At 70.1% G+C, this 18,460-nt stretch carries 14 protein-coding genes; 12 read left to right on the top strand and 2 right to left on the bottom strand.

Going from position 1 to position 18,460, the window contains the following annotated elements:
* Nucleotides 1-39: 39 nt before the first annotated feature.
* Nucleotides 40-711 carry a B3/B4 domain-containing protein gene (locus FKR81_RS38490; RefSeq protein WP_146359537.1) on the bottom strand — a complete coding sequence of 224 codons (672 nt, stop codon included), beginning with the start codon at nucleotides 709-711 and terminating at the stop codon, nucleotides 40-42.
* Between the two features lie 124 nt (nucleotides 712-835).
* On the opposite strand from FKR81_RS38490, the gene FKR81_RS38485 reads away from it, so the two are divergent.
* The 4 genes from FKR81_RS38485 to FKR81_RS38470 all read left to right on the top strand — a co-directional run bounded on the left by FKR81_RS38485 (nucleotide 836) and on the right by FKR81_RS38470 (nucleotide 7,809).
* A complete protein-coding gene (locus tag FKR81_RS38485) occupies nucleotides 836-2,347 on the top strand; it encodes a carboxylesterase/lipase family protein (RefSeq protein WP_146359534.1) in 1,512 nt (503 codons plus the stop codon).
* A 120-nt stretch (nucleotides 2,348-2,467) separates the two neighbouring features.
* The gene (locus FKR81_RS38480) at nucleotides 2,468-3,622 is read left to right on the top strand and encodes a chymotrypsin family serine protease (protein ID WP_146359531.1); all 1,155 of its coding nucleotides are present in this window, start codon (nucleotides 2,468-2,470) and stop codon (nucleotides 3,620-3,622) included.
* Nucleotides 3,623-3,739: 117 nt separating this feature from the next.
* A complete protein-coding gene (locus tag FKR81_RS38475) occupies nucleotides 3,740-6,601 on the top strand; it encodes an ATP-binding protein (RefSeq protein WP_146359528.1) in 2,862 nt (953 codons plus the stop codon).
* 242 nt (nucleotides 6,602-6,843) lie between these two features.
* On the top strand, nucleotides 6,844-7,809 hold the full coding sequence (locus FKR81_RS38470; protein WP_146359525.1) for a hypothetical protein: 966 nt from the start codon (nucleotides 6,844-6,846) through the stop codon (nucleotides 7,807-7,809).
* A gap of 47 nt (nucleotides 7,810-7,856) precedes the next feature.
* Here the strand turns inward: FKR81_RS38470 and FKR81_RS38465 are convergent, their stop codons facing one another.
* The gene (locus tag FKR81_RS38465; protein ID WP_146359522.1) at nucleotides 7,857-8,708 is read right to left on the bottom strand and encodes an NAD(P)H-binding protein; all 852 of its coding nucleotides are present in this window, start codon (nucleotides 8,706-8,708) and stop codon (nucleotides 7,857-7,859) included.
* Between the two features lie 561 nt (nucleotides 8,709-9,269).
* Here FKR81_RS38465 and FKR81_RS38460 point away from each other — a divergent pair.
* From FKR81_RS38460 to FKR81_RS38425, 8 genes are all read left to right on the top strand, one after another.
* Complete coding sequence (locus FKR81_RS38460; RefSeq protein WP_222598544.1) at nucleotides 9,270-10,883, top strand: class I adenylate-forming enzyme family protein; 1,614 nt, start codon at nucleotides 9,270-9,272, stop codon at nucleotides 10,881-10,883.
* Nucleotides 10,880-11,722 (top strand): ester cyclase, encoded by an 843-nt coding sequence (locus FKR81_RS38455; RefSeq protein ID WP_186763421.1) that lies wholly within the window; start codon nucleotides 10,880-10,882, stop codon nucleotides 11,720-11,722. Before FKR81_RS38460 ends, FKR81_RS38455 begins: the two co-directional genes overlap by 4 nt.
* A 171-nt stretch (nucleotides 11,723-11,893) precedes the next feature.
* A complete protein-coding gene (locus FKR81_RS38450) occupies nucleotides 11,894-13,624 on the top strand; it encodes an amino acid adenylation domain-containing protein (RefSeq protein WP_222598543.1) in 1,731 nt (576 codons plus the stop codon).
* Nucleotides 13,625-13,636: 12 nt separating this feature from the next.
* The gene (locus tag FKR81_RS38445) at nucleotides 13,637-14,908 is read left to right on the top strand and encodes a cytochrome P450 (RefSeq protein ID WP_146359513.1); all 1,272 of its coding nucleotides are present in this window, start codon (nucleotides 13,637-13,639) and stop codon (nucleotides 14,906-14,908) included.
* Nucleotides 14,909-14,940: 32 nt separating this feature from the next.
* Nucleotides 14,941-15,153, top strand: coding sequence for an MbtH family protein (locus FKR81_RS38440; protein WP_146359510.1), 213 nt, complete (start codon nucleotides 14,941-14,943; stop codon nucleotides 15,151-15,153).
* A 3-nt stretch (nucleotides 15,154-15,156) separates the two neighbouring features.
* Entirely contained in the window at nucleotides 15,157-15,903 is a 747-nt protein-coding gene (fabG, locus tag FKR81_RS38435; protein ID WP_146359507.1) for a 3-oxoacyl-ACP reductase FabG, read from the top strand.
* Between the two features lie 11 nt (nucleotides 15,904-15,914).
* Entirely contained in the window at nucleotides 15,915-16,478 is a 564-nt protein-coding gene (locus tag FKR81_RS38430) for an SDR family NAD(P)-dependent oxidoreductase (protein WP_146359504.1), read from the top strand.
* Nucleotides 16,479-16,776: 298 nt separating this feature from the next.
* Nucleotides 16,777-18,111, top strand: coding sequence for an MFS transporter (locus FKR81_RS38425; protein WP_186763420.1), 1,335 nt, complete (start codon nucleotides 16,777-16,779; stop codon nucleotides 18,109-18,111).
* Nucleotides 18,112-18,460: the final 349 nt, after the last annotated feature.

Raw genomic sequence — 18,460 nt, 5'->3', positions numbered from 1 at the left:
ACCATCCTGGACTCGACCGTCTCGGAAGGGAAGAGGCGATCACCTCATCAGTCTGGTCCGAACGTCCGCGCCGAGCGCCTCGAGGTGACCGCGCAGCTCCTCGCCCGCCGCGAGCAGCGCGGTGAGGGTCATCGGCTCGAGCCGCTCGAGCATGAACAACGCGCGGCCGGTCCGCTCGGTGATCTGCGTCCGGGCGCACTGCCGCCAGTTCCACCGCCGGCACGTCACCCCCGCGTCGTCACCCCACACGACCTCGCCGGGCTCGGGGTGCTCGACGCCCGCGGAGGTCTCGAACTCCTCGTCGCCCCGCGCCCGGAACAGCCGGGGCGCACCCCGGTAGGCGTCGAGGTCCTCGCCGCCGACGGGCAGGGCGTGCCGCACCGACACCGCGTTGTAGACGTCGACCAGCTTGTTGATCCGCGGTAGCCCCGGCCGCCTGCGCAGCGCGGTCACCGAGGGGCGGGTCCGGTTGGGCTTCGCGCCGAACGCCCGGTAGGCGTCCGCCCACGCCTGCTCGTGCGGGTGATCCGGCGTGACCTGCTCCTCGGCGGCCGCGAGCAGCGCGTCGCTGGCGTCGTCGGACGGGCCGCCCGGCAGACCGGACGCCACCATCAGCAGCACCGCGAAGTCCGGGCGCAGCAGGCACACCTCCGGTTCGATCCGCGCGCCTGTCAGCACTTCGTCGAGTTCGCACACGTTCTTGTTCTCCATGATGCGAACCAGGGTGCCGCACACCGCTGGAGCGGTGATCGAGTCCCGGCCGCCGGTAAATGGCTGGCACGCAACTCCGTGCCGCGGGAAGGATGTGCTGCCCCCACCAGGAGAGGAAGTCGTGATGACCGCTGCCCAGCCCGAGGTCCGCACCGCGGCCGGAACACTGCGCGGCAGCCGGGAGGCGGGTGTGGCGGTCTTCCGCGGCATCCCGTTCGCCGAGCCGCCGGTCGGCGCGCTGCGGTTCGCCGCGCCACAGCCGGCGCGAGGCTGGGACGGCGTGCGGGAGGCCGTGTCCTACGGCCCGCCGCCACCACAGCCCGGCATGTTCGGCATGGACGCGCTGGCGCAGGACGCACCCGGCGACGACTGGCTGACGATCAACGTCTGGTCGCCGGAGCCCGGTCCGGGTGCGGAGCTGCCGGTCATGGTGTGGATCCAGGGCGGCGGCTACGCGTTCGGCACGTCCGGCCTCCCCGAGTACGACGGCGCCTGCCTCGCACGGGACGGCGTCGTCGTCGTGACGTTCAACTACCGCACCGGTGTCGAGGGTTTCGCGCTGATCGAGGGAGCCCCGGCCAACCGGGGTCTGCTCGACCAGGTCGCCGCTCTGGAGTGGGTGCGCGACAACATCCGGGCCTTCGGCGGCAACCCCGACCGGGTCACGGTCTTCGGCGAGTCGGCGGGCGGTGGGTCGGTCGCCGCCCTGCTGACGATGCCGCGCGCGGCCGGGCTCTTCCACCGGGCGATCGCGCAGAGCGTGCCGGGCCCGTTCTTCACGCCGGAGCTCGCCGCCGACATCGCCGCGGCCTTCGCCACGGAGCTGGGGCTGCGTCCCACGGTCGCCGACTTGTCCACTGTGGACCCTGCCCTGCTGCCCGCCGCCGGTGACGCGGTCACCGCGAAGATCGGCCAGTGGGCGGAGCGCTGGGGCCGGGCCGCACACCGGACGATCACGTTCGCGGCCGTCGTCGACGGCGACGTCCTGCCCGTCACGCCGTGGCAGGCACTGGCCGACGGCGCCGGTCGGGACGTCGAGCTCATCGTCGGCCACACCCGCGACGAGCAGCGGCTGTTCACCGTCATCGAAGGCATGCTCGGCGAGGTGACACCGGAGCAGGCGGCGACCGCACTGGAGGCGCTCGCCCCCGACGGCGGCAGCCGGTACCACGAGGCCTTTCCGGACGCGGGCCCGGAGGAGCTCTACGAACTGGTCAACTCGGACTGGCTGTTCCGCATGCCGTCGCTGCACCTCGCCGAGGCGCAGGCCGCGGCGGGCGGCCGGGTCCACCTCTTCGAGCTGACCTGGCCCGCCCCCGGCATGGGCGGTGCGTTCGGCGCCTGCCACGGCCTCGACGTGCCGCTCGTCTTCGGCAACCTGAGCAGCGGTCAGCCTGCCGCGCTCATCGGTGAAGACCCCTCCGGCGAGGCAGCGGAGCTGTCCGCCCGCATGCGCGCCGCGTGGACCGCGTTCGCCATCGGCGGCGACCCCGGCTGGCCCGCGTACGACACCGAGCACCGTCTCACGCAGCTCTTCGACGTCCACCCGGCCGTCACCGCCTACCCGGAGGAGGCATCGCGGTTGATCTGGCAGGACCACACCTTCGCCCCGCTACCGCTGATCGACCGTATGTGAGGGCTCAACCCTCATGTCACCGCGAACCCGCATCGGCACACTGTGGCTGATCAACGGTCTTGTTCGGGGTCACAGGAGGGGGTGCCCGTGCGGCGATGCGGGGTTGGCCGGAAGTGGCGCGTGACAGGTGGAGCACTGGCGGTGCTGACGGCGTCGTTGATCTCGACGACGCCGTCGGTCGCGGCGGCGCAGGACGTACCGGGTGGCTTCGGCTCGTGGGCCGAGCTGACCACCACGCAGGAACGGCTCAACGCCGCGGGCGAGAAGATCCTTGCGGCGCAACGGGAGCTCGGCGCGGAGAGCGGCTACGCCGGGATCGTGGCCGCGCCGGAGAGCCGTCGGCTGACGGTCTACTGGAAGGGCGCGCTGCCGGGGCCGGTGACGGAAGTGGTCGGCGGGATTCGCCGTGAACTGCCGGTGGACGTGCTGCCCGCGCGGCATTCCGAGACGGAGCTGCTGCGTGAAGCGGCACGGATCGCCGCGCGGCCCGGTGTGCACGCGGTGGCGCCGGAGGTCGACGGCAGCGGACTGACCGTGACCGCCTCCGGGGTCACCACCGCCGCGTTCGACGCCTCGGTGCCGGTGACCGTCGAGCACGGGGCCGCGATGACGCCCGCGGCGGGGAAGCAGAACGACGTGCCGCCCTACTTCGGCGGCGGCCTGTGGAAGGGCGCGATCGGGTTCTGCAGCACCGGGTTCGGCGTGCGCCACGGCGGCCGGACCAAGGTGCTCAGCGCAGGCCACTGCGCGTCCAACGGTTTCAACGCCAAGGACGGCGGCGACGATCCGATGGGCCCGGTCGTCGGTGACGACAACGCCCACGACACGTTGCTGATCGACGCACCCGCGACCGGGTCGATGTACACCGGGTTCTACGACGGCATCGACTCGAGGCGCGTCTCCGGCTCGTCGGCCAGCTTCGTCGGCAACCTCGTGTGCCGGTCGTCGGCCCGTTCGGACGAGTCGTGCCGGATCCGCGTGGTCGCGGTCAACCAGACGATCAACACTCCGGACGCGGTCTCGGTCTTCCCGGTGGTCGTCGCCGAGCAGGCTGACCGGACCAACGCGGGCGGAGCGGGCGACAGCGGCGGAGCGCTCTTCGTCCACAACGCCGCGGGCAAGGTCACCGCGTACGGAACGCTCTCCGCGGCGGACATCACCAACGCCCCGGCGACGTGCACGGGTGTCGTCGGCAGGCAGTGCTCGTGGCGGATCGCCTACGTCGACATCACCAAATCCCTTGCTGCGTATGGAGCATCTCTGCTCACGTCCTGATCACAACAGGGTGAGACCTTGTCCAAAACGCGACAAGGTTTCACCTTTTGGTGATCATTCTCCGTAAGCTTCCGTGGCCCGGAACGAGCCGGGCACCGAGCCTCTGGAAGCAGGCGGATGCACCTCACGTCACCCGTGATCGTCGGCCGAAACGACGACCAGTCGGCGCTGCTCGCCTCCGTCGACCGAGCCGGAAGTGGCCGGGGTGGCGCGGTTTTCCTGGTCGGAGAACCGGGAATCGGCAAGTCGCGGCTGGCCTCCGAGGTCGTCGCCGAGGCGGCGATGCGCGGGTTCCGGGTGCTGCGCGGCCGAGCCAGCGCCCAGGTTCCGTTACGCGCCTTGGCCGAGGCGGCGCTGTCCGCCTTTCGCGGGGACGAAGCCCCTGGGACAGCACAGCTCGGCGCGTACCTCCCCGTCCTGCACCGCCTCGCACCGGAGGCCCCCGGTGACGTGCCGGACCCGGTCGTCGTGCGCGCAGAGGCCGTGTTGCGGCTGCTGACCACCAGGACGACCGTGCTCCTGCTGGAGGACCTGCACGACGCCGACGCGGAGACGCTCGCCGTCGTGGACTACCTGGTGGACAACCTGGCCGGTGAGAGGGTGCTGCTGCTGGCGACGCTGCGGCCGGATCCCGGCGGCGCGGCCGAGCTGGCGGAGAAGGCCTGCGCACGGCGGGTCGCGACCGTGCGGCGGCTGGCGGGACTGGACGACGACGGCACGGCGGAGCTCGCGGCGCACTGCCTCGAGACCCCCGTCGGCGAGGTGCCACCCGACGTGATCGCCCACCTGCGCCGGGTCGCAGGCGGTGTGCCGTTCGTCGTCGAGGAACTGCTCGGCGCGATGGTCGGCAACGCCGTCCTGCGGCACGACCGCGGGGCCTGGCGGGTGGACGGTGACGTGCGGGTCGGCCTGCCGCCCAACGTGACGACGGCGATTCTGCAACGGGTCGACCGGATCGGCACCACCGGCGTCGCACTGCTCGAGGCACTGGCCGTGCTCGGCAACGGTCTCCCGGTGGAGATCACGGCCACCGTCGCCGGCATCGCTCCCGGCGACGCGCTCAAGCACCTGCGCCACGCGGCGCGGGCGCGGCTCATCACCACGGGGGATGCCGACGCGCCTGCGTTCCGCCACGCGCTGACCGCCGAGGCGATCCTGAGCAGGCTCACCGCGGCGGAACGCACGGCGTTGTCCCGCACGGCCGCGCAGGCCGTGGAAAGCGCTTGCCCACGAGAGGCGGTACGGGCGGCGGACCTGTGGGCGGCGGGTGGCGACACCGAGCGGGCCGCCCGCGTCCTGCTGCGCGCCGGTCGTCGCGCCACGGGGCGCGGCCGGTTCACCACCGCCGTCGAACTGCTCGAACGGGGCCTGTCGATCGCGGATCCCGACCCCGATCCCGCGCTCGTGACGGACCTGCTCGAAGCACTGGCATCCGCGCTGCCGCAGGCGGCGCTGCTGGTGCCGAACAGCGGCAGCGAACGGGTCTTCGCACTCGGTGAGCGCGTTCAGCAGGCGCTCACCGCGGCGCACGCGCCACTGGCCAGACGCGCCTCGGTTCACCTCGCCCAGGCGCGGGCGTCTGCGGTGTGCGGGCGCTGGCACATCGGGCTCGACCAGGTGTCGACCGCTCGCCGCCTGCTGCGCGCGAACGACGCGGATCCCGTCACCGAGGCGTCGATCGACGCCGTCGAGGCGAACCTCGTGCTCGGCCTCAACCAGCTCGACCGGCTGCCCGAGGCACGCGCACTCGCCGAGCGCGCGGCCGCGAACGGCACCCCAGAGGTCGTCTGCGAGGCGCTCGAGGTGCTGACCCGCTGCGCGCGGGCACGTGATCTCCCGCAGTCCCGTGAGCACATCGAGCGATGGCGGTCGATCGCCGAAGAGCACGGCCTCGCCGCCTGGCGCATCCGGGCGTTGCTCGAACTCGGGGTGACCGACACCTACCAGCACACCAGCCCCACCGGACTGCTGGCCGCGCGACGGGCCGCGCACGCGTCCGGTGCGGTCGCCATGATCATCACGATCGACCTGCACCTGGCCAGCACGTACCTCCTGCGGGGGCAGTACGTCGAGGCGTCGAGCCACGGCGCGGAAGCGGCCGAGGCCGCGGACCGCCTGCAGCTGCGCGAGCTGCAACGGCTGGCCGCCGCCGTGGAGGCGGGCATCGCCGCCGCGCACGGTCGCCGCAAGCCCACCGACCAGGCACTCGCCCGGTTGCGCGACCACGGGCACTGCGCGGAGGTCTGGGCGCACAGCTCGGCGTTGTGCGCGCTGCTGGAGGAACAGCCCGAGCGGGCGCTGACCGAGTTCGCTGAAGTGGATCACGCCGCCAACACCGTCCCGCACATCCGCGGCACCTTCTACGAAGGGCCCTACCTCCTGCTGCGCGTCGTCCACGACCGCGCGGGCTGGCGCGAGCACGACGAGCTCGCCGGGTCGCACCTCGCCCAGGTGCACGTGCACCGGACGTACTTCGCGTGGAGCCGAGCCGTGCTGCTGGGCCGCGAAGGCCGATCGGACGCCGCCGCCGAGGCCGCGCGGGAGGCGATGGATCTCGGTGCCGGCCTGGGCTTGCCGCGCCACCTCGGCGCCCGGCTCGCCGCGGCCTGCGCGATCACCGACGGCTGGGGCAGCCCGCTGAACTGGCTGCGGGAGGCGGAGGAGTACTTCCACGGCAGACGCGTGCCCGAGGTGGCGGCGGCCTGCCGGGCGCTGCTGCGCGGTGCGGGCGCCCCGCCGCCGCGACGCAGGCGCGACCACGACACCATCCCGGCCGAGCTGCGCAAGGACGGGGTCACGGTCGCGGAGTTCGCGGTGCTCCGGCTCGTCGCCGAGCGACTCGGAAACGCCGAGATCGGCGAACGGCTCTTCCTGTCACCCCGCACGGTCGAGCGGCACGTCGCGAGCCTGCGCGCCCGCACGAACCAGCCCGACCGCGCGGCGCTGGTCAAATACGCCCGCGAACTACTGGACGAATAGCACGCCGACTCGCCTAGCACGACGTGCTGGCCGAACCCTCGAATTCCGCTGAAATCCTGCACACCACCAACTATCCGGAAAACTGATGTGTCCGGGCGTGCGATTAATTCCCGTGCAATGGGTATGTCGCCATTCGAAAAGCTAGGTTAACCTACCCCGCGCAACACACACCGTCGCCGAACCAGGGGTGGACCTTGAGCAAAATACGAAATGCGACAATCAGACTCACAGCGACATTCGGGGTGCTGGTCTGGCTCACCGCCGGAACTGCCGGCGCACAGGCAGGCGGCCCCTCGATCGCCGCCGCAGGCGATGCCCACGTGGTCGTCGCGACGGCCAACGGCGGATTGTTCCACTCCGTCCGGGCCGCGGGCGGGAACTGGACCGGCATGGGGAACGTCAAGGGCCAGACCGGCGACCCCGGATACGTCACCGACATCTCCGACGCGGCCATTCTGGACGAGTTGCACGTCCTCGCCGTGACTCGCACGGGCGGTCTTTTCCACGCGATTCGCCACGGTGACGGCTCGTGGACCCCGATCGGCGACGTCAAGGCCCAGACGGGCAATCCCGGGTACGTGGTCGACGCGATCGCGGCCAACGTTTCCGGCAGCCTGCACATCCTGACCAGGACGAACAACGGCAGGCTGTTCCACGCCATCCGGTTCCCCGCGGGCAACTGGAGCGCGATGACCGACGTCAAAGCGCTGACGGGGGACCCCGGATACGTCACCGACGTCGGCGCGGTGGGCGGCAACGGCGCGTTCCACATCTTCGCCGCCACGGCGAACGGCGGGCTGTTCCAGTCGACCCGCCAGCCGGACGGCAGCTGGACTCCGATCAGCGATGCCAAGAGCCAGGCAGGCAACCCCGGTTACGTCCGGCGCGTCTCCGCCGCGCGCATCTTCGGTGACGTGCACGTCCTGGTGAGCACGAACGACGGAGGACTCTTCCACGCCATTCGGTTCCCGCCGGGCTTCTGGACCGCGTTCGGTGACGTGAAAGCGCAGACCGGCAACCCCGGCGTCGTCACCGACGTCTCCGCCGCGGGTGTGAACGGCGACCTGCAGATTCTCCTCTCCACGCGCGCAGGCGGACTGTTCCACGCGATCCGGCGTTCCGCGGCGGGCGACTGGACGGGAATCGGCGATGTCAAAGCCCAGACCGGCAACCCCGGTTTCGTGGCGAAGGTCGGCATCAGCGGATAGCGAGCGGGGCCTCGACCGCGATGGCGGTCGAGGCCCTGCCCTCGTGCTCAGGCGCTGAAGTTCTTCGCGTACTCACGGGCCCAGTCGGCGAAGGTGAGCGCCGGACGGTCGAGCAACCGCTGCACGGTGTCGAACACGATGCTCTCGTTGTCCGCCGACTCGCGCTTGAGGTCGAAGACGCCGTCGACGGCCGACTGCGGCCAGCCGAAGCCCAGCATCCGCTCGCGCGCCTCGGGCTCGGGCTCCTCGACGAACTTCAGCGGACGGCCGATCGCCTCGGACAGGATGGCGACCTGCTCCTCGGTGGTGAGCGCCTCGCCACCGGTCAGCTGGTAGGTCTGGCCCTCGTGACCGGACGTGGTCAGGGTCAGCGCGGCGACCGCCGCGATGTCGCGGGTGTGCACGAGCGCCGAGGACGGGTCGCCCTCGGGGACGTACACGGCGTTGTCGGTGATGATCGAACGACGCCAGGCGAACCTGTTGTCCATGAACGTGCCGGGCTGCAGGATCGTCCACGCGGGACCGGCATCGCGGATGGCCTGCTCGGCCTCGGCGTGGCCGGCGGTGATCGGGTCCTGCTGTCCGAAGTGGACACCGGTCGTGGACAGCTTGACCAGGTGGGTGACGCCGGCGCTGGCGGCGGCCGCGGCCACCGCGGCCTCCTGGGCGGCACCGCTGCGGCCGTGGCCAGAGGTGAGCACGAAGACCTTGTCGACGCCGTCGACGAGTCGCGGCAGATCCTCCGTCACGCCGAGGTCACCCGCGACGACCTCGGCACGCGGGTCGATGCGGGCCTTGGCCGGGTCGCGGGTCAGTGCACGGACGCCGGCACCGGCGTCGAGCAGGGCGGGAACGAGGGCGCGACCGACCTTGCCGGTGGCACCAAGAACGAGGATCACGATTTCTCCTTAGAACCTTGCAAAAAACGATGACTCAAAGCGATGTGGGCGTGCGACAGCCCGGCACGACAATGTGCCCGACAACTGGTGCACCGCGAATCGGCGCACTGCGGCGCCTCGAAGAGAACGGGTCAGATAAGAAAAATTCCTCACGTTGAGGGACGCGAGTGACCTGGACACGACGAAGCATGTCCCGTCGAGACGAGAAAAGGGGTTCAACCGCCGTCCACGAGGGGACGCGGTCCTCTTCGCGCTCGGAATCACCTCTGATCGTCCTGCGTCGCCGGTCGACCCCGGCGAGCGTCCTCAACGCAAGGAAACTTGCGTTCTGAGCGCAACTATAGGCCACAGTCGCGCCCCAGGACAAGAATTCATCCGACAGGCGGCAGCGGCCGGGCCGATCGGGTGAGCCGCGCGGCCAATTCGGACATGCAGGACCAAAACCTACATACAGCGGCGTTCAGCTGGATTCCAGCGAATGCTCAGGAACCGGCCCCATCCTCGCTCCGAGGCGCCATCGCGCAGCGCCGTGAGCGATCAGCACGATTGGAGCCGGCGACAGTGCCAAGAACCGACGCGGAATTCGACCTGCCCAGCATCTCCGAGCACTACGTGACGCGAATACTCGACACGCTGGCCGAGCGCGGGGACGACCCGGTGCTGTGGTGGGAGGACGCCCCGGTCTCCGGCACCACGTTCGGAAACTCGGTGCGCGCGGCCACCGCCGCCCTGCGCGAGCTCGGCGTGGGCACCGGCAGCACGGTCGCGATCCTGACCAGGAACAACAGCCCGTCGACGCTGACCGCCCGGTACGCCGCGCACCTGCTCGGTGCGTCGGTCGTGCACATCCGCGGCGCCAACCCCGGCACCAGCGGCCCCGACCTGTCCATCGAGACGCAGGTCCGGATGCTCGGCGAGACCAAGGCGTCCGTGCTCGTCTTCGACTCCGAACGCGCGCAGCGGGCCAAGGCGCTCAGCGACCTGATGCCCGGCGGGCTGAAGCTGGGCTGCTTCGGCGCCCCCGTACCCGGCGCCGCCGCACTGGACGGCCCGGTCGCGGAGACGGACATCGCGCCGCAGAAGCCCGAGCGCGCCAACGTCACCTACACGAGCGGCAGCACAGGCCGGCCGAAGGGCGTCTGCCTGCGGTTCGACGCGTGGAACTCCACCGTGCTGTGGGGCGCGTCGGCCGTTCCGGACGGCGCCGCGATCAAGTTCCTCGCGGTGAGCCCCCTGAGCCACTCGGTCGGTCTCGTCGTGGACATCATGATCGCCGCAGGAGGGACGGTCCTGCTGCACGACGGGTTCGAGGCCGGCGCGGCCCTGCGCGCGATCGAACGGTTCCGCGTCACCGGCACCATGATCGGTGTCCCGCAGCTGTACGCGCTGCTCGACCACCCCGACCTCAAGACCACGGACGTCTCGTCGCTGTACCAGCTGCTGTACGTCGGCTGTCCGGCTTCGCCGGCCCGGCTCGAGCAGGCGCTGCCCGTCTTCGGTGCCGCGCTGACGCAGAACTACGGCACGACCGAGGCGGGCCGGATCACCCTGCTGAGCCCCGCCGACCACCAGCGGCCCGAGCTGCTGTCCACGGTCGGGCGGCCCAGCCCGGACGTCGCGCTCAAGATCTGCGACCCGGAGACCGGCCGCGAGGTGGGCGAGGGCGAGATCGGCGAGGTCTGCGTGCGCTCGACGAACATGATGAGCGGCTACGTCGACGACCCCGAGCTCACCGCACGCGTGCTGCGCGACGGCTGGCTGCACACCGGCGACTTCGGCCGCCTCGACGGCGAGGGCTACCTGCGGCTGTTCGGCCGGATCGGCGACATCATCAAGGCGGGCGACACGAAGGTCTACCCCGCCGACGTCGAGAAGGTGCTCACCGGCCACCCCGACGTCGTCGACGCGTGCGTCTACGCGCAGAAGGACGCCGACGAGCTCGAGCACGTGCACGCCGCCGTCGTGCTGCGACCGGACGGCCGCACCAGGTTCTCGACGCTGCGCGAGCACGTCGGCAAGGCGATGTCGGTGCGGCACGCCCCGGTCAGGTTCGTGCGCTGGGAACAGCTCCCGCTCAGCGCGTCGGGCAAGGTCGACCGGCAGCGGGTCCAGCAGCTCGGCGCGCGGATCATGCACGAGGACGAGGCCGCCGTGATCCAGGGCGGTGTCGCGTGAGCCCGAGCGAGGACTTGGTCCGGCAGCTCGTCGAGGAGATCCACAACGAGCACCGGCTCGACCGGCTGCCCGCGTACTTCCCCGCCGGCTACGCCGAGCACGACCCCAGAGTGGGCGACGACCTCGAAGGGTTCTGGCAGGAGTTCCTGCAGACGTTCGGAGATCTCAAGGTCTCGGTCGACCTCACCCTCACCGACCACGACCAGGTCATGTCGTTCCTCACCTGGCGCGGGCACGACGCCGACGGCCGCGATCTCGAGCTGCACACCAGCGAGCTGTTCCGGGTGACCGACGGCGCGGTGGCCGAGCACGGCGCGGTGGTCGACTACTGCGAGCTGGGCACGTTCGGTTTCACGCCGCAGCGCGACGACTTCCCGTCGAGCCTCGACCTCATCGGCCCGCACACCCCGGCCGAGGAGGCCAACGTCGGGGTGGTGCTCAGCGCCTACGACGAGGTGATGACGCAGCACCAGCTCGACCGCGCGGACGTCCACTACTCCCGCGACTACGTGCACCACAACGACCAGATGCCCGCCGTGCCCAACGGCGTCGAGGCGTTCAAGGAGTTCTTCCGGGGCAACTTCGCGCGTTACCCGGATCTCTCCGTCGCGCCGGACAACGTGCTGGCGCACGGCGACAAGGTGATGGTCTTCGCCACCTGGCGCGGCACGAACACCGGGTTCGCCCGAGGCCGCATGCCGACCGGCAAGAAGCTCTTCATGCGCACCTCCGACATGTTCCGGCTGTCCAGCGGCCAGGTGGTCGAGCACTGGGAGGTCGTCGACTACTCCGGCCTGCAGCGGGTCGGCATTCCGATCCGCCCGTACCGCCATACCTGAACGGCTGGAAAAACAATGGTCTCTGACTGAGCAAAACCAGCCGAATTGCCTTCAGTGATATTTCAGCGACCGCCGACCGCCCTTTGTCACTATCGCAATCAGGCTTCTCCAAGACGATCGAGAGAGTGAGCTCACGTCATGGCCCATGACATAAATCTGCAGCAACGTGAATTGCCGAAAGACGCACATTCCACCGTCACGCTCGCCGGACTGTTCGAACGCCAGGCACGTGACCGGCTGGCCAACACCGCGCTGGTCTCCGGCGACGTGACGCTCTCCTACGACGAGGTGAACCGGCGCGCCAACCGGCTCGCCGGGCTGCTCGCCGATCTGGGAGCGGGCCCCGAAAAGCTCGTCGCGCTCGCGCTGCCGCGGTCCGTCGACATGATCATCGCGATGCTCGCGGTGACCAAGGCCGGTGCCGCGTTCCTCCCGATCGACCCCGGCTACCCGGCCGACCGCATCGAGTACATGATCCGCGACGCCGGTCCGGCGCTGCTGTGCACCACCAAGGCGGCGGTGCTGCCCGAAGGACCGCAGCGCGTCCTGCTGGACCACACCGACGTCACGATCGCCCTGCGCGGCCGTTCCGACGCGAACCCGGCGGGCGCACCAGTGGCACCGGCCGGTCTCGCCTACGTCATCTACACCTCCGGCTCGACGGGGAAGCCCAAGGGCGTCGCCGTCACGCACGCCGGGCTCGCCGGGCTGGCGGCGGCAAACAGCGAGCGGATGGCCGTCGACGCGGACAGCCGGGTCCTGCAGTTCTCCTCGCCGAGCTTCGACGCGATCGTCTTCGAGCTGCTCGCGACGTTCGCGGCCGGAGCCGCGCTGGTGATCCCGCCCGCGGGCACGCTCGCCGGTGACGTGCTGGCCCAGGTGGTCACCGAGCAGCGCGTCACCCACGCGGTGCTGCCGCCGGTGGCCGCGGGCAGCGTGGCCGCGGAAGCGGTGCCCGGCCTGCGGAGCCTGCTGGTCGCGGGCGAGGTGTGCTCCGGCGACCTCGTCGCGCGCTGGGCACCCGGCCGCCGCATGATCAACGCATACGGCCCGACCGAGGTCACCGTCTGCGCGACCATGAGCGAGCCGCTGTCCGGTTCCGCCGCTCCCCCGATCGGACAGGCGATTCCCGGCGCCGCGATCTACGTGGTGGACCGCGCCCTGCGGCCGCTGCCGCCCGGCGCACCCGGCGAGCTCTACGTCAGCGGTGACCTGCTGGCCCGCGGGTACCTCCAGCGCCCGGCGCTGACCGCCGAGCGCTTCGTCGCCAACCCGTTCGCCGCCGACGGTTCCCGCATGTACCGCACGGGCGACCTGGTGTCGTGGCAGCCGGACCGGAGCCTCGTGTTCCACGGCCGCGTCGACGACCAGGTCAAGCTCCGCGGGTTCCGCATCGAGCTCGGCGAGGTCGAGTCCGTGCTGGCGGGCCACCCGTCGGTCGGCCAGGTCGTCGCCGTGGTGCGCGAGGACCAGATCGTCGCCTACGTCATCCCCGCGGGCGACGCGAAGCCCGCACCGGCCGAGCTCCGCGAGCACGCGGGCCGGTTCCTGCTCGAGCACATGGTGCCCACCGCGTACGTCACGCTGGACGCCTTTCCCCTGCTGCCCAACGGAAAGCTCGACCGCCGGGCGCTGCCCGCTCCTGAGGTCACCTCGTCGGCGAACGGAATCGCCCCGCGCACTCCGGCGGAGCAGGCGCTCAGCGCGATCTTCATCGAGATCCTCCCGGTGTCCGAAGTGGACACCGCGAGCAACTTCTTCGAGCTCGGCGGCAACAGCTTGCTCGCGATCACGGTGATCCAGAAGGCCCGGGAGGCGGGGCTCGCGATCACGCCGAGGGAGATGATCCAGAACCCGACCATCGAGGCGCTCGCCGCCGTGGCACGCAGCATCAGCCAGTAACAGGAGACGACGATGACCGCACGACCGATGGTTTCCCCCGACGACCTCGAGAACATCGACCTGGCCGACCCGCGGCTGCACGCCGAGTTCGAGCTGGACGAAGTCTGGCGATACCTCCGTGCCGAGAAGCCGTTCTACTGGCAGACCGAGCGCGGCTCGCAGCCCGGTTTCTGGGTGATCACCCGGCACGAGGACGCCGTGGCCGTGTACAAGGACAAGGACCACTTCACCACCGAGCACGGCAACGCACTGGGCACGCTGCTCAACGGCGGCGACTCGGCCGCCGGGTCGATGCTCGCGGTGACCGACGGCATCCGGCACACGCAGATCCGCAACATCCTGATGAAAGCCTTCTCCCCCAGGATGTTGCACGACATCGGCGAGTCACTGCGGATCACGGTCGACGGGCTGCTGGCCGACGCCATCGAGAACGACGACTGCGACTTCGCGAAGGACGTCTCCGGCAACGTCCCGCTCGGCGCGATCTGCGACCTGCTCGCGGTGCCCCGCTCGGACCGCAAGTACCTGCTCAGCCTCACCGCGCACGCGTGGAGCTCGGACTACGCCGACGCTCCACCCGAGGACAGCTGGGCGGCCAAGAACGAGATCCTGCTGTACTTCTCCGACCTGGCCAGCACCCGCCGCAGCAGCGAGCACAACGACGTGATCAGCCTGCTCGCCAACAGCCAGATCGACGGCGAGAACCTCAGCGACGCCGAGCTCATGGCCAACTGCTACGGCCTGATGATCGGCGGCGACGAGACCGGCCGGCACGCCATCACCGGCAGCGTGCTCGCGCTGATGGAGCACCCGGACCAGTGGCAGGCGCTCAAGCGCGGCGAGGTCGACATCAGCGCCGCGGCGGACGAGGTGCTCCGGTGGACCGTGCCGTCACTGCACGGCGGTCGCATGACCACCGGCGACGTCGTGGTGAACGGGCAGCAGCTGATCAAGAAGGGCGACCCCGTCAGCGTCTGGATCTACTCGGCCAACCGCGACGAGAAGGTCTTCGAGGACCCGTACCGGTTCGACCTGAACCGCACGCCCAACAAGCACCTCACGTTCGCCTTCGGCTCGCACTTCTGCCTCGGCCACTACCTCGGCAAGCTCGAGGTGGAGGCGGTGCTCGACGGACTGCGCCGGATGGTCGGCGGCTTCGAGCAGACCGGCAAGGAGAACTGGATCTACTCCACGATCCTGCACGGCATGAGCTCGCTGCCCGTCTCCCTCAAGGCCGACCAAGGCGCCCTGTCGAAGGCAGGGACCGCGGCCGCCGCCGGGTGAACCCAACCGACCTCCGAGCAAAGGATCCGCCCGTGTCCAACCCGTTCGAAGACCAGGACGGCACCTACCTGGTGCTGATCAACGACGAGGAGCAGTACTCACTCTGGCCCGAGTTCGCGGGCGTGCCCGGCGGCTGGCGGGTCGTCATGGGCCCGGACAGCCGCGCGGCGTGTCTCGCCCACATCGAGCAGAACTGGCTCGACCTGCGTCCGAAGAGCCTGATCGACGCGACGGCAGGCGACTAGCGAATGGATCCCGTCGCGATCGTCACGGGTGCGGGGCGGGGCATCGGCGCCGCCACCGCGGCCCGGCTGGCGGCGGACGGAGCGGCCGTGGTCGTCCTCGATCGGATCGAGGACGACACGACCGGCACCGTCGCCGCGATCAAGGCCGCGGGCGGCCGTGCCATCGGCGTCGCGTGCGACGTCACGTCCGCCGACCAGGTCGACGCGGCCGTCGACCGCGCGGTCACCGAGTTCGGCCGGGTGGACGTGCTGGTCAACAACGCCGGTGTCATCAGGGACAACCTGCTCTTCATGATGAGCGAGCAGGACTGGGACACCGTCGTGGACGTGCACCTGCGCGGCGCTTACCTGTGTTCGCGCGCCGCGCGGACGCACATGGTGCGGCAGCGGTCCGGACGGATCGTGAACCTCAGCTCCATCGCCGCACTGGGCAACCAGGGCCAGGCCAACTACTCCACCGCGAAGGCCGCGGTGCAGGGCCTGACCCGGACCCTCGCGGCGGAGCTGGGGCCGCACGGGATCACGGTCAACGCCATCGCACCCGGCTTCGTCGCCACCGCGATGACGGACGAGACCGCGGGCCGGATGGGCGTCGCCCCGGACGAGTTCCGGCGCACCGCGGCGGAGCGGATTCCGCTGCGCCGCGTCGGTTCGCCGGACGACATCGCCGGCGTGGTCGCCTTCCTGGCCGGCCCGGACGCCTCGTACGTCACCGGTCAGACGATCTACGTCGACGGCGGCCACGGGTGAGAGGACGAGCCATGGCAAGGGTCGCGATCGTGACCGGCGGTGCTTCGGAGATCGGCGCCGCCGTTGCACTGAGACTGGCCCAGTGCGGCATGGGTGTCGCACTGCTGGACGAGAACGCGTGCACGGACACCGCGCACCGGATCACCGAGCTGGGCATGCGATCGGCAGCAATCGGAGCAGACGTCACCGACGCCACCTCGGTCGACGCCGCTCTCGCCGAGGTGTGCTCGACGCTCGGCGATCCGGAGGTGCTCGTGAACGTCGTCGGAGACGCACTGCCCGAGCCCGACTGGTACGCGTCCACCGCGTCCCGGTTGCGCGCGGTCTTCCTGCTCAGCAGGGCGGTCGTCGATCCGATGATCAAGAACGGTGGAGGCCGCATCATCACCGTCGCCGAGTGTTCGAATGCGACGATTTGGGCAGGATTGTCCGGATTCACCAGGACAATCGCGTTGGAGCTCAGCCCGTTCGGCATCACCTCGAACGTCATCGACCCGGCGCACGTCGCCGGCGCGCTGCCGTTCCTGGTCGGTGCCGAGGCCTCGACCGTGACGGGTCAGGTGGTCTCCGTGTGATCAAACCAGCGACCACGCAGCGTGTCGCTCTGGTAGCGTCATGCGCGCAACTATTCGCATATATACGCCGCAACAGTGGGACCAGGCAGCAGCCTGAGTCGAAGGGTGGCACCAAGGATGAACCATGTCTTCAGACAGCTCTCGCGAGGCTCGCCCCGGTTCAGATGCCGGGACAGACCGTCCAACTGACTCCCACGGTGGCGCTACGGCCACCGCGTGGGCCCGACCGGCGGAATCCGCCGAACCCCCGAACCCCCGTCGCTGGCTGATCTGGGGGGTCGTTCTGTGTCCGAACATCATGAACCAGATCGACACCACGATCGTCAACGTCGCCGCCCCCTCGGTGCAGGCCGAAATCGGTGGCGGCAACTCGACTCTCCAATGGCTCGCCGCCGGATACACGCTGGCGTTCGCCGTCTTCCTGATCACCGGTGGCCGACTCGGTGACATCTACGGCCGCCGCACGATGTTCCTCGTGGGCGCGGCCGGCTTCACCGCCGCTTCGGTCGCCTGCGGGCTCGCAGGCAGCCCCGGCACCCTGATCGCCGCCCGTGTGCTCCAAGGCGCTTTCGGCGCCCTGCTCATCCCGCAGGGGATGGGCATCCTCAAAACCGTGTTCCCCCAACGGGAGCTCGGCACCGCGTTCGGCCTCTTCGCCCCGATCATGGGCCTGGCTTCGGTCAGCGGCCCGATCCTCGGCGGCGCGCTGATCGACGCGGACATCTTCGGCACCGGCTGGCGCATGGTGTTCCTCGTCAACCTGCCCATCGGGCTCATCGCGCTCGCAGGCGCGGTGTTCCTGTTGCCCCGCAAGCAGGACAAGCTCAACATGCGGCTCGACCTGATCGGCGCCTCCATCGTCACCGCGGCGGCGGTTCTGGTCATCTACCCGCTGGTCCAGGGCCGTGCCCACGGCTGGCCCGTCTGGATCTGGGTCATGCTCGCCGCCGGTGTGGTGGCCTTCGGCCTCTTCGCCGTCTACGAGCGCCACACGACCCGCGCACCGATCATCGAACCCAGCCTGCTGCGCAACCGCGTGTTCATCAGCGGACTGGCGATCGCGATCGTCTTCTTCGGCGCAGTCGCCGGAGTCGTGCTCGTGATCACGCTGTACCTGCAGATCGGCCTGCACTTCACCCCCGTGCACGCGGCGCTCACCGGAATCCCGCTGTCACTCGGCATCGCGGGCGCCGGGCTGGTGGCCACCAAGCTCACCGCCCGGTTCGGCCGACACATCCTGCACGGCGGACTCGCCGTGATGATCATCGGCCTGGTCACGCTCGCACTGACCGTCGACCACTACGGCAACACCATCACCTCGTGGCTCCTGGTTCCCGCCCACCTGCTCATCGGCGCCGGGATGGGCGTGATCTTCGGACCGCTCTTCCGCGTCGTGCTCGGTGGCGTCAGTCAGCGCGAGGTCGGTTCCGCCTCCGGCACCCTGTCCGCCGTGCAGCAGTTCGGCGGGTCCCTCGGGGTCGGCGTCATTGCGACCATCTACTTCACGTTGACCGCCAATCCTGCCGATTTGACTTCGGGCATGGTGACTACGGCGTTGATCGTTGCCGCTGTTGCTGCTGTTGCTTTTGGGCTGGTGTTCTTGCTTCCCAACAAGAAGTTGGCTAGCTGGTAGTTGTGGTTGGATCTAACGGGCCCCTGACCTCTTCTGGTCGGGGGCCCGTTGTTTGTGGCTTGGTTGGCGGTTTCGTTGGGGGGCTTCGTTTGGCTGCCGGTTTTCGCCGGGGTTGGCCTCTGCCGGTTCTCGTTGGGGCTGGGGTCTTTGCTTGGCTGCCGGTTTCGTCGGGGCTGGGTTCTTATGGTTGCTGTGCTGCGGTGTTTCGCTGTCGGTGGTTGAGTCGCGCCTTCGGCGCAGCGATTGGGCCTTGACTTGGGGCCCCTCGCGGCGTGGTGGGGCCGGCTCCGCCGGCAGGAAGAGCACCTGCCGGCCCGATAGGGGTACCACGCCGCACCCCAAGTCAAGG

The sequence above is a fragment of the Lentzea tibetensis genome (assembly GCF_007845675.1).
GTDB lineage: Bacteria > Actinomycetota > Actinomycetes > Mycobacteriales > Pseudonocardiaceae > Lentzea > Lentzea tibetensis.
Note: the sequence above shows the minus strand (reverse complement) of the source record. Positions and strands in the feature narration are given on the sequence as shown.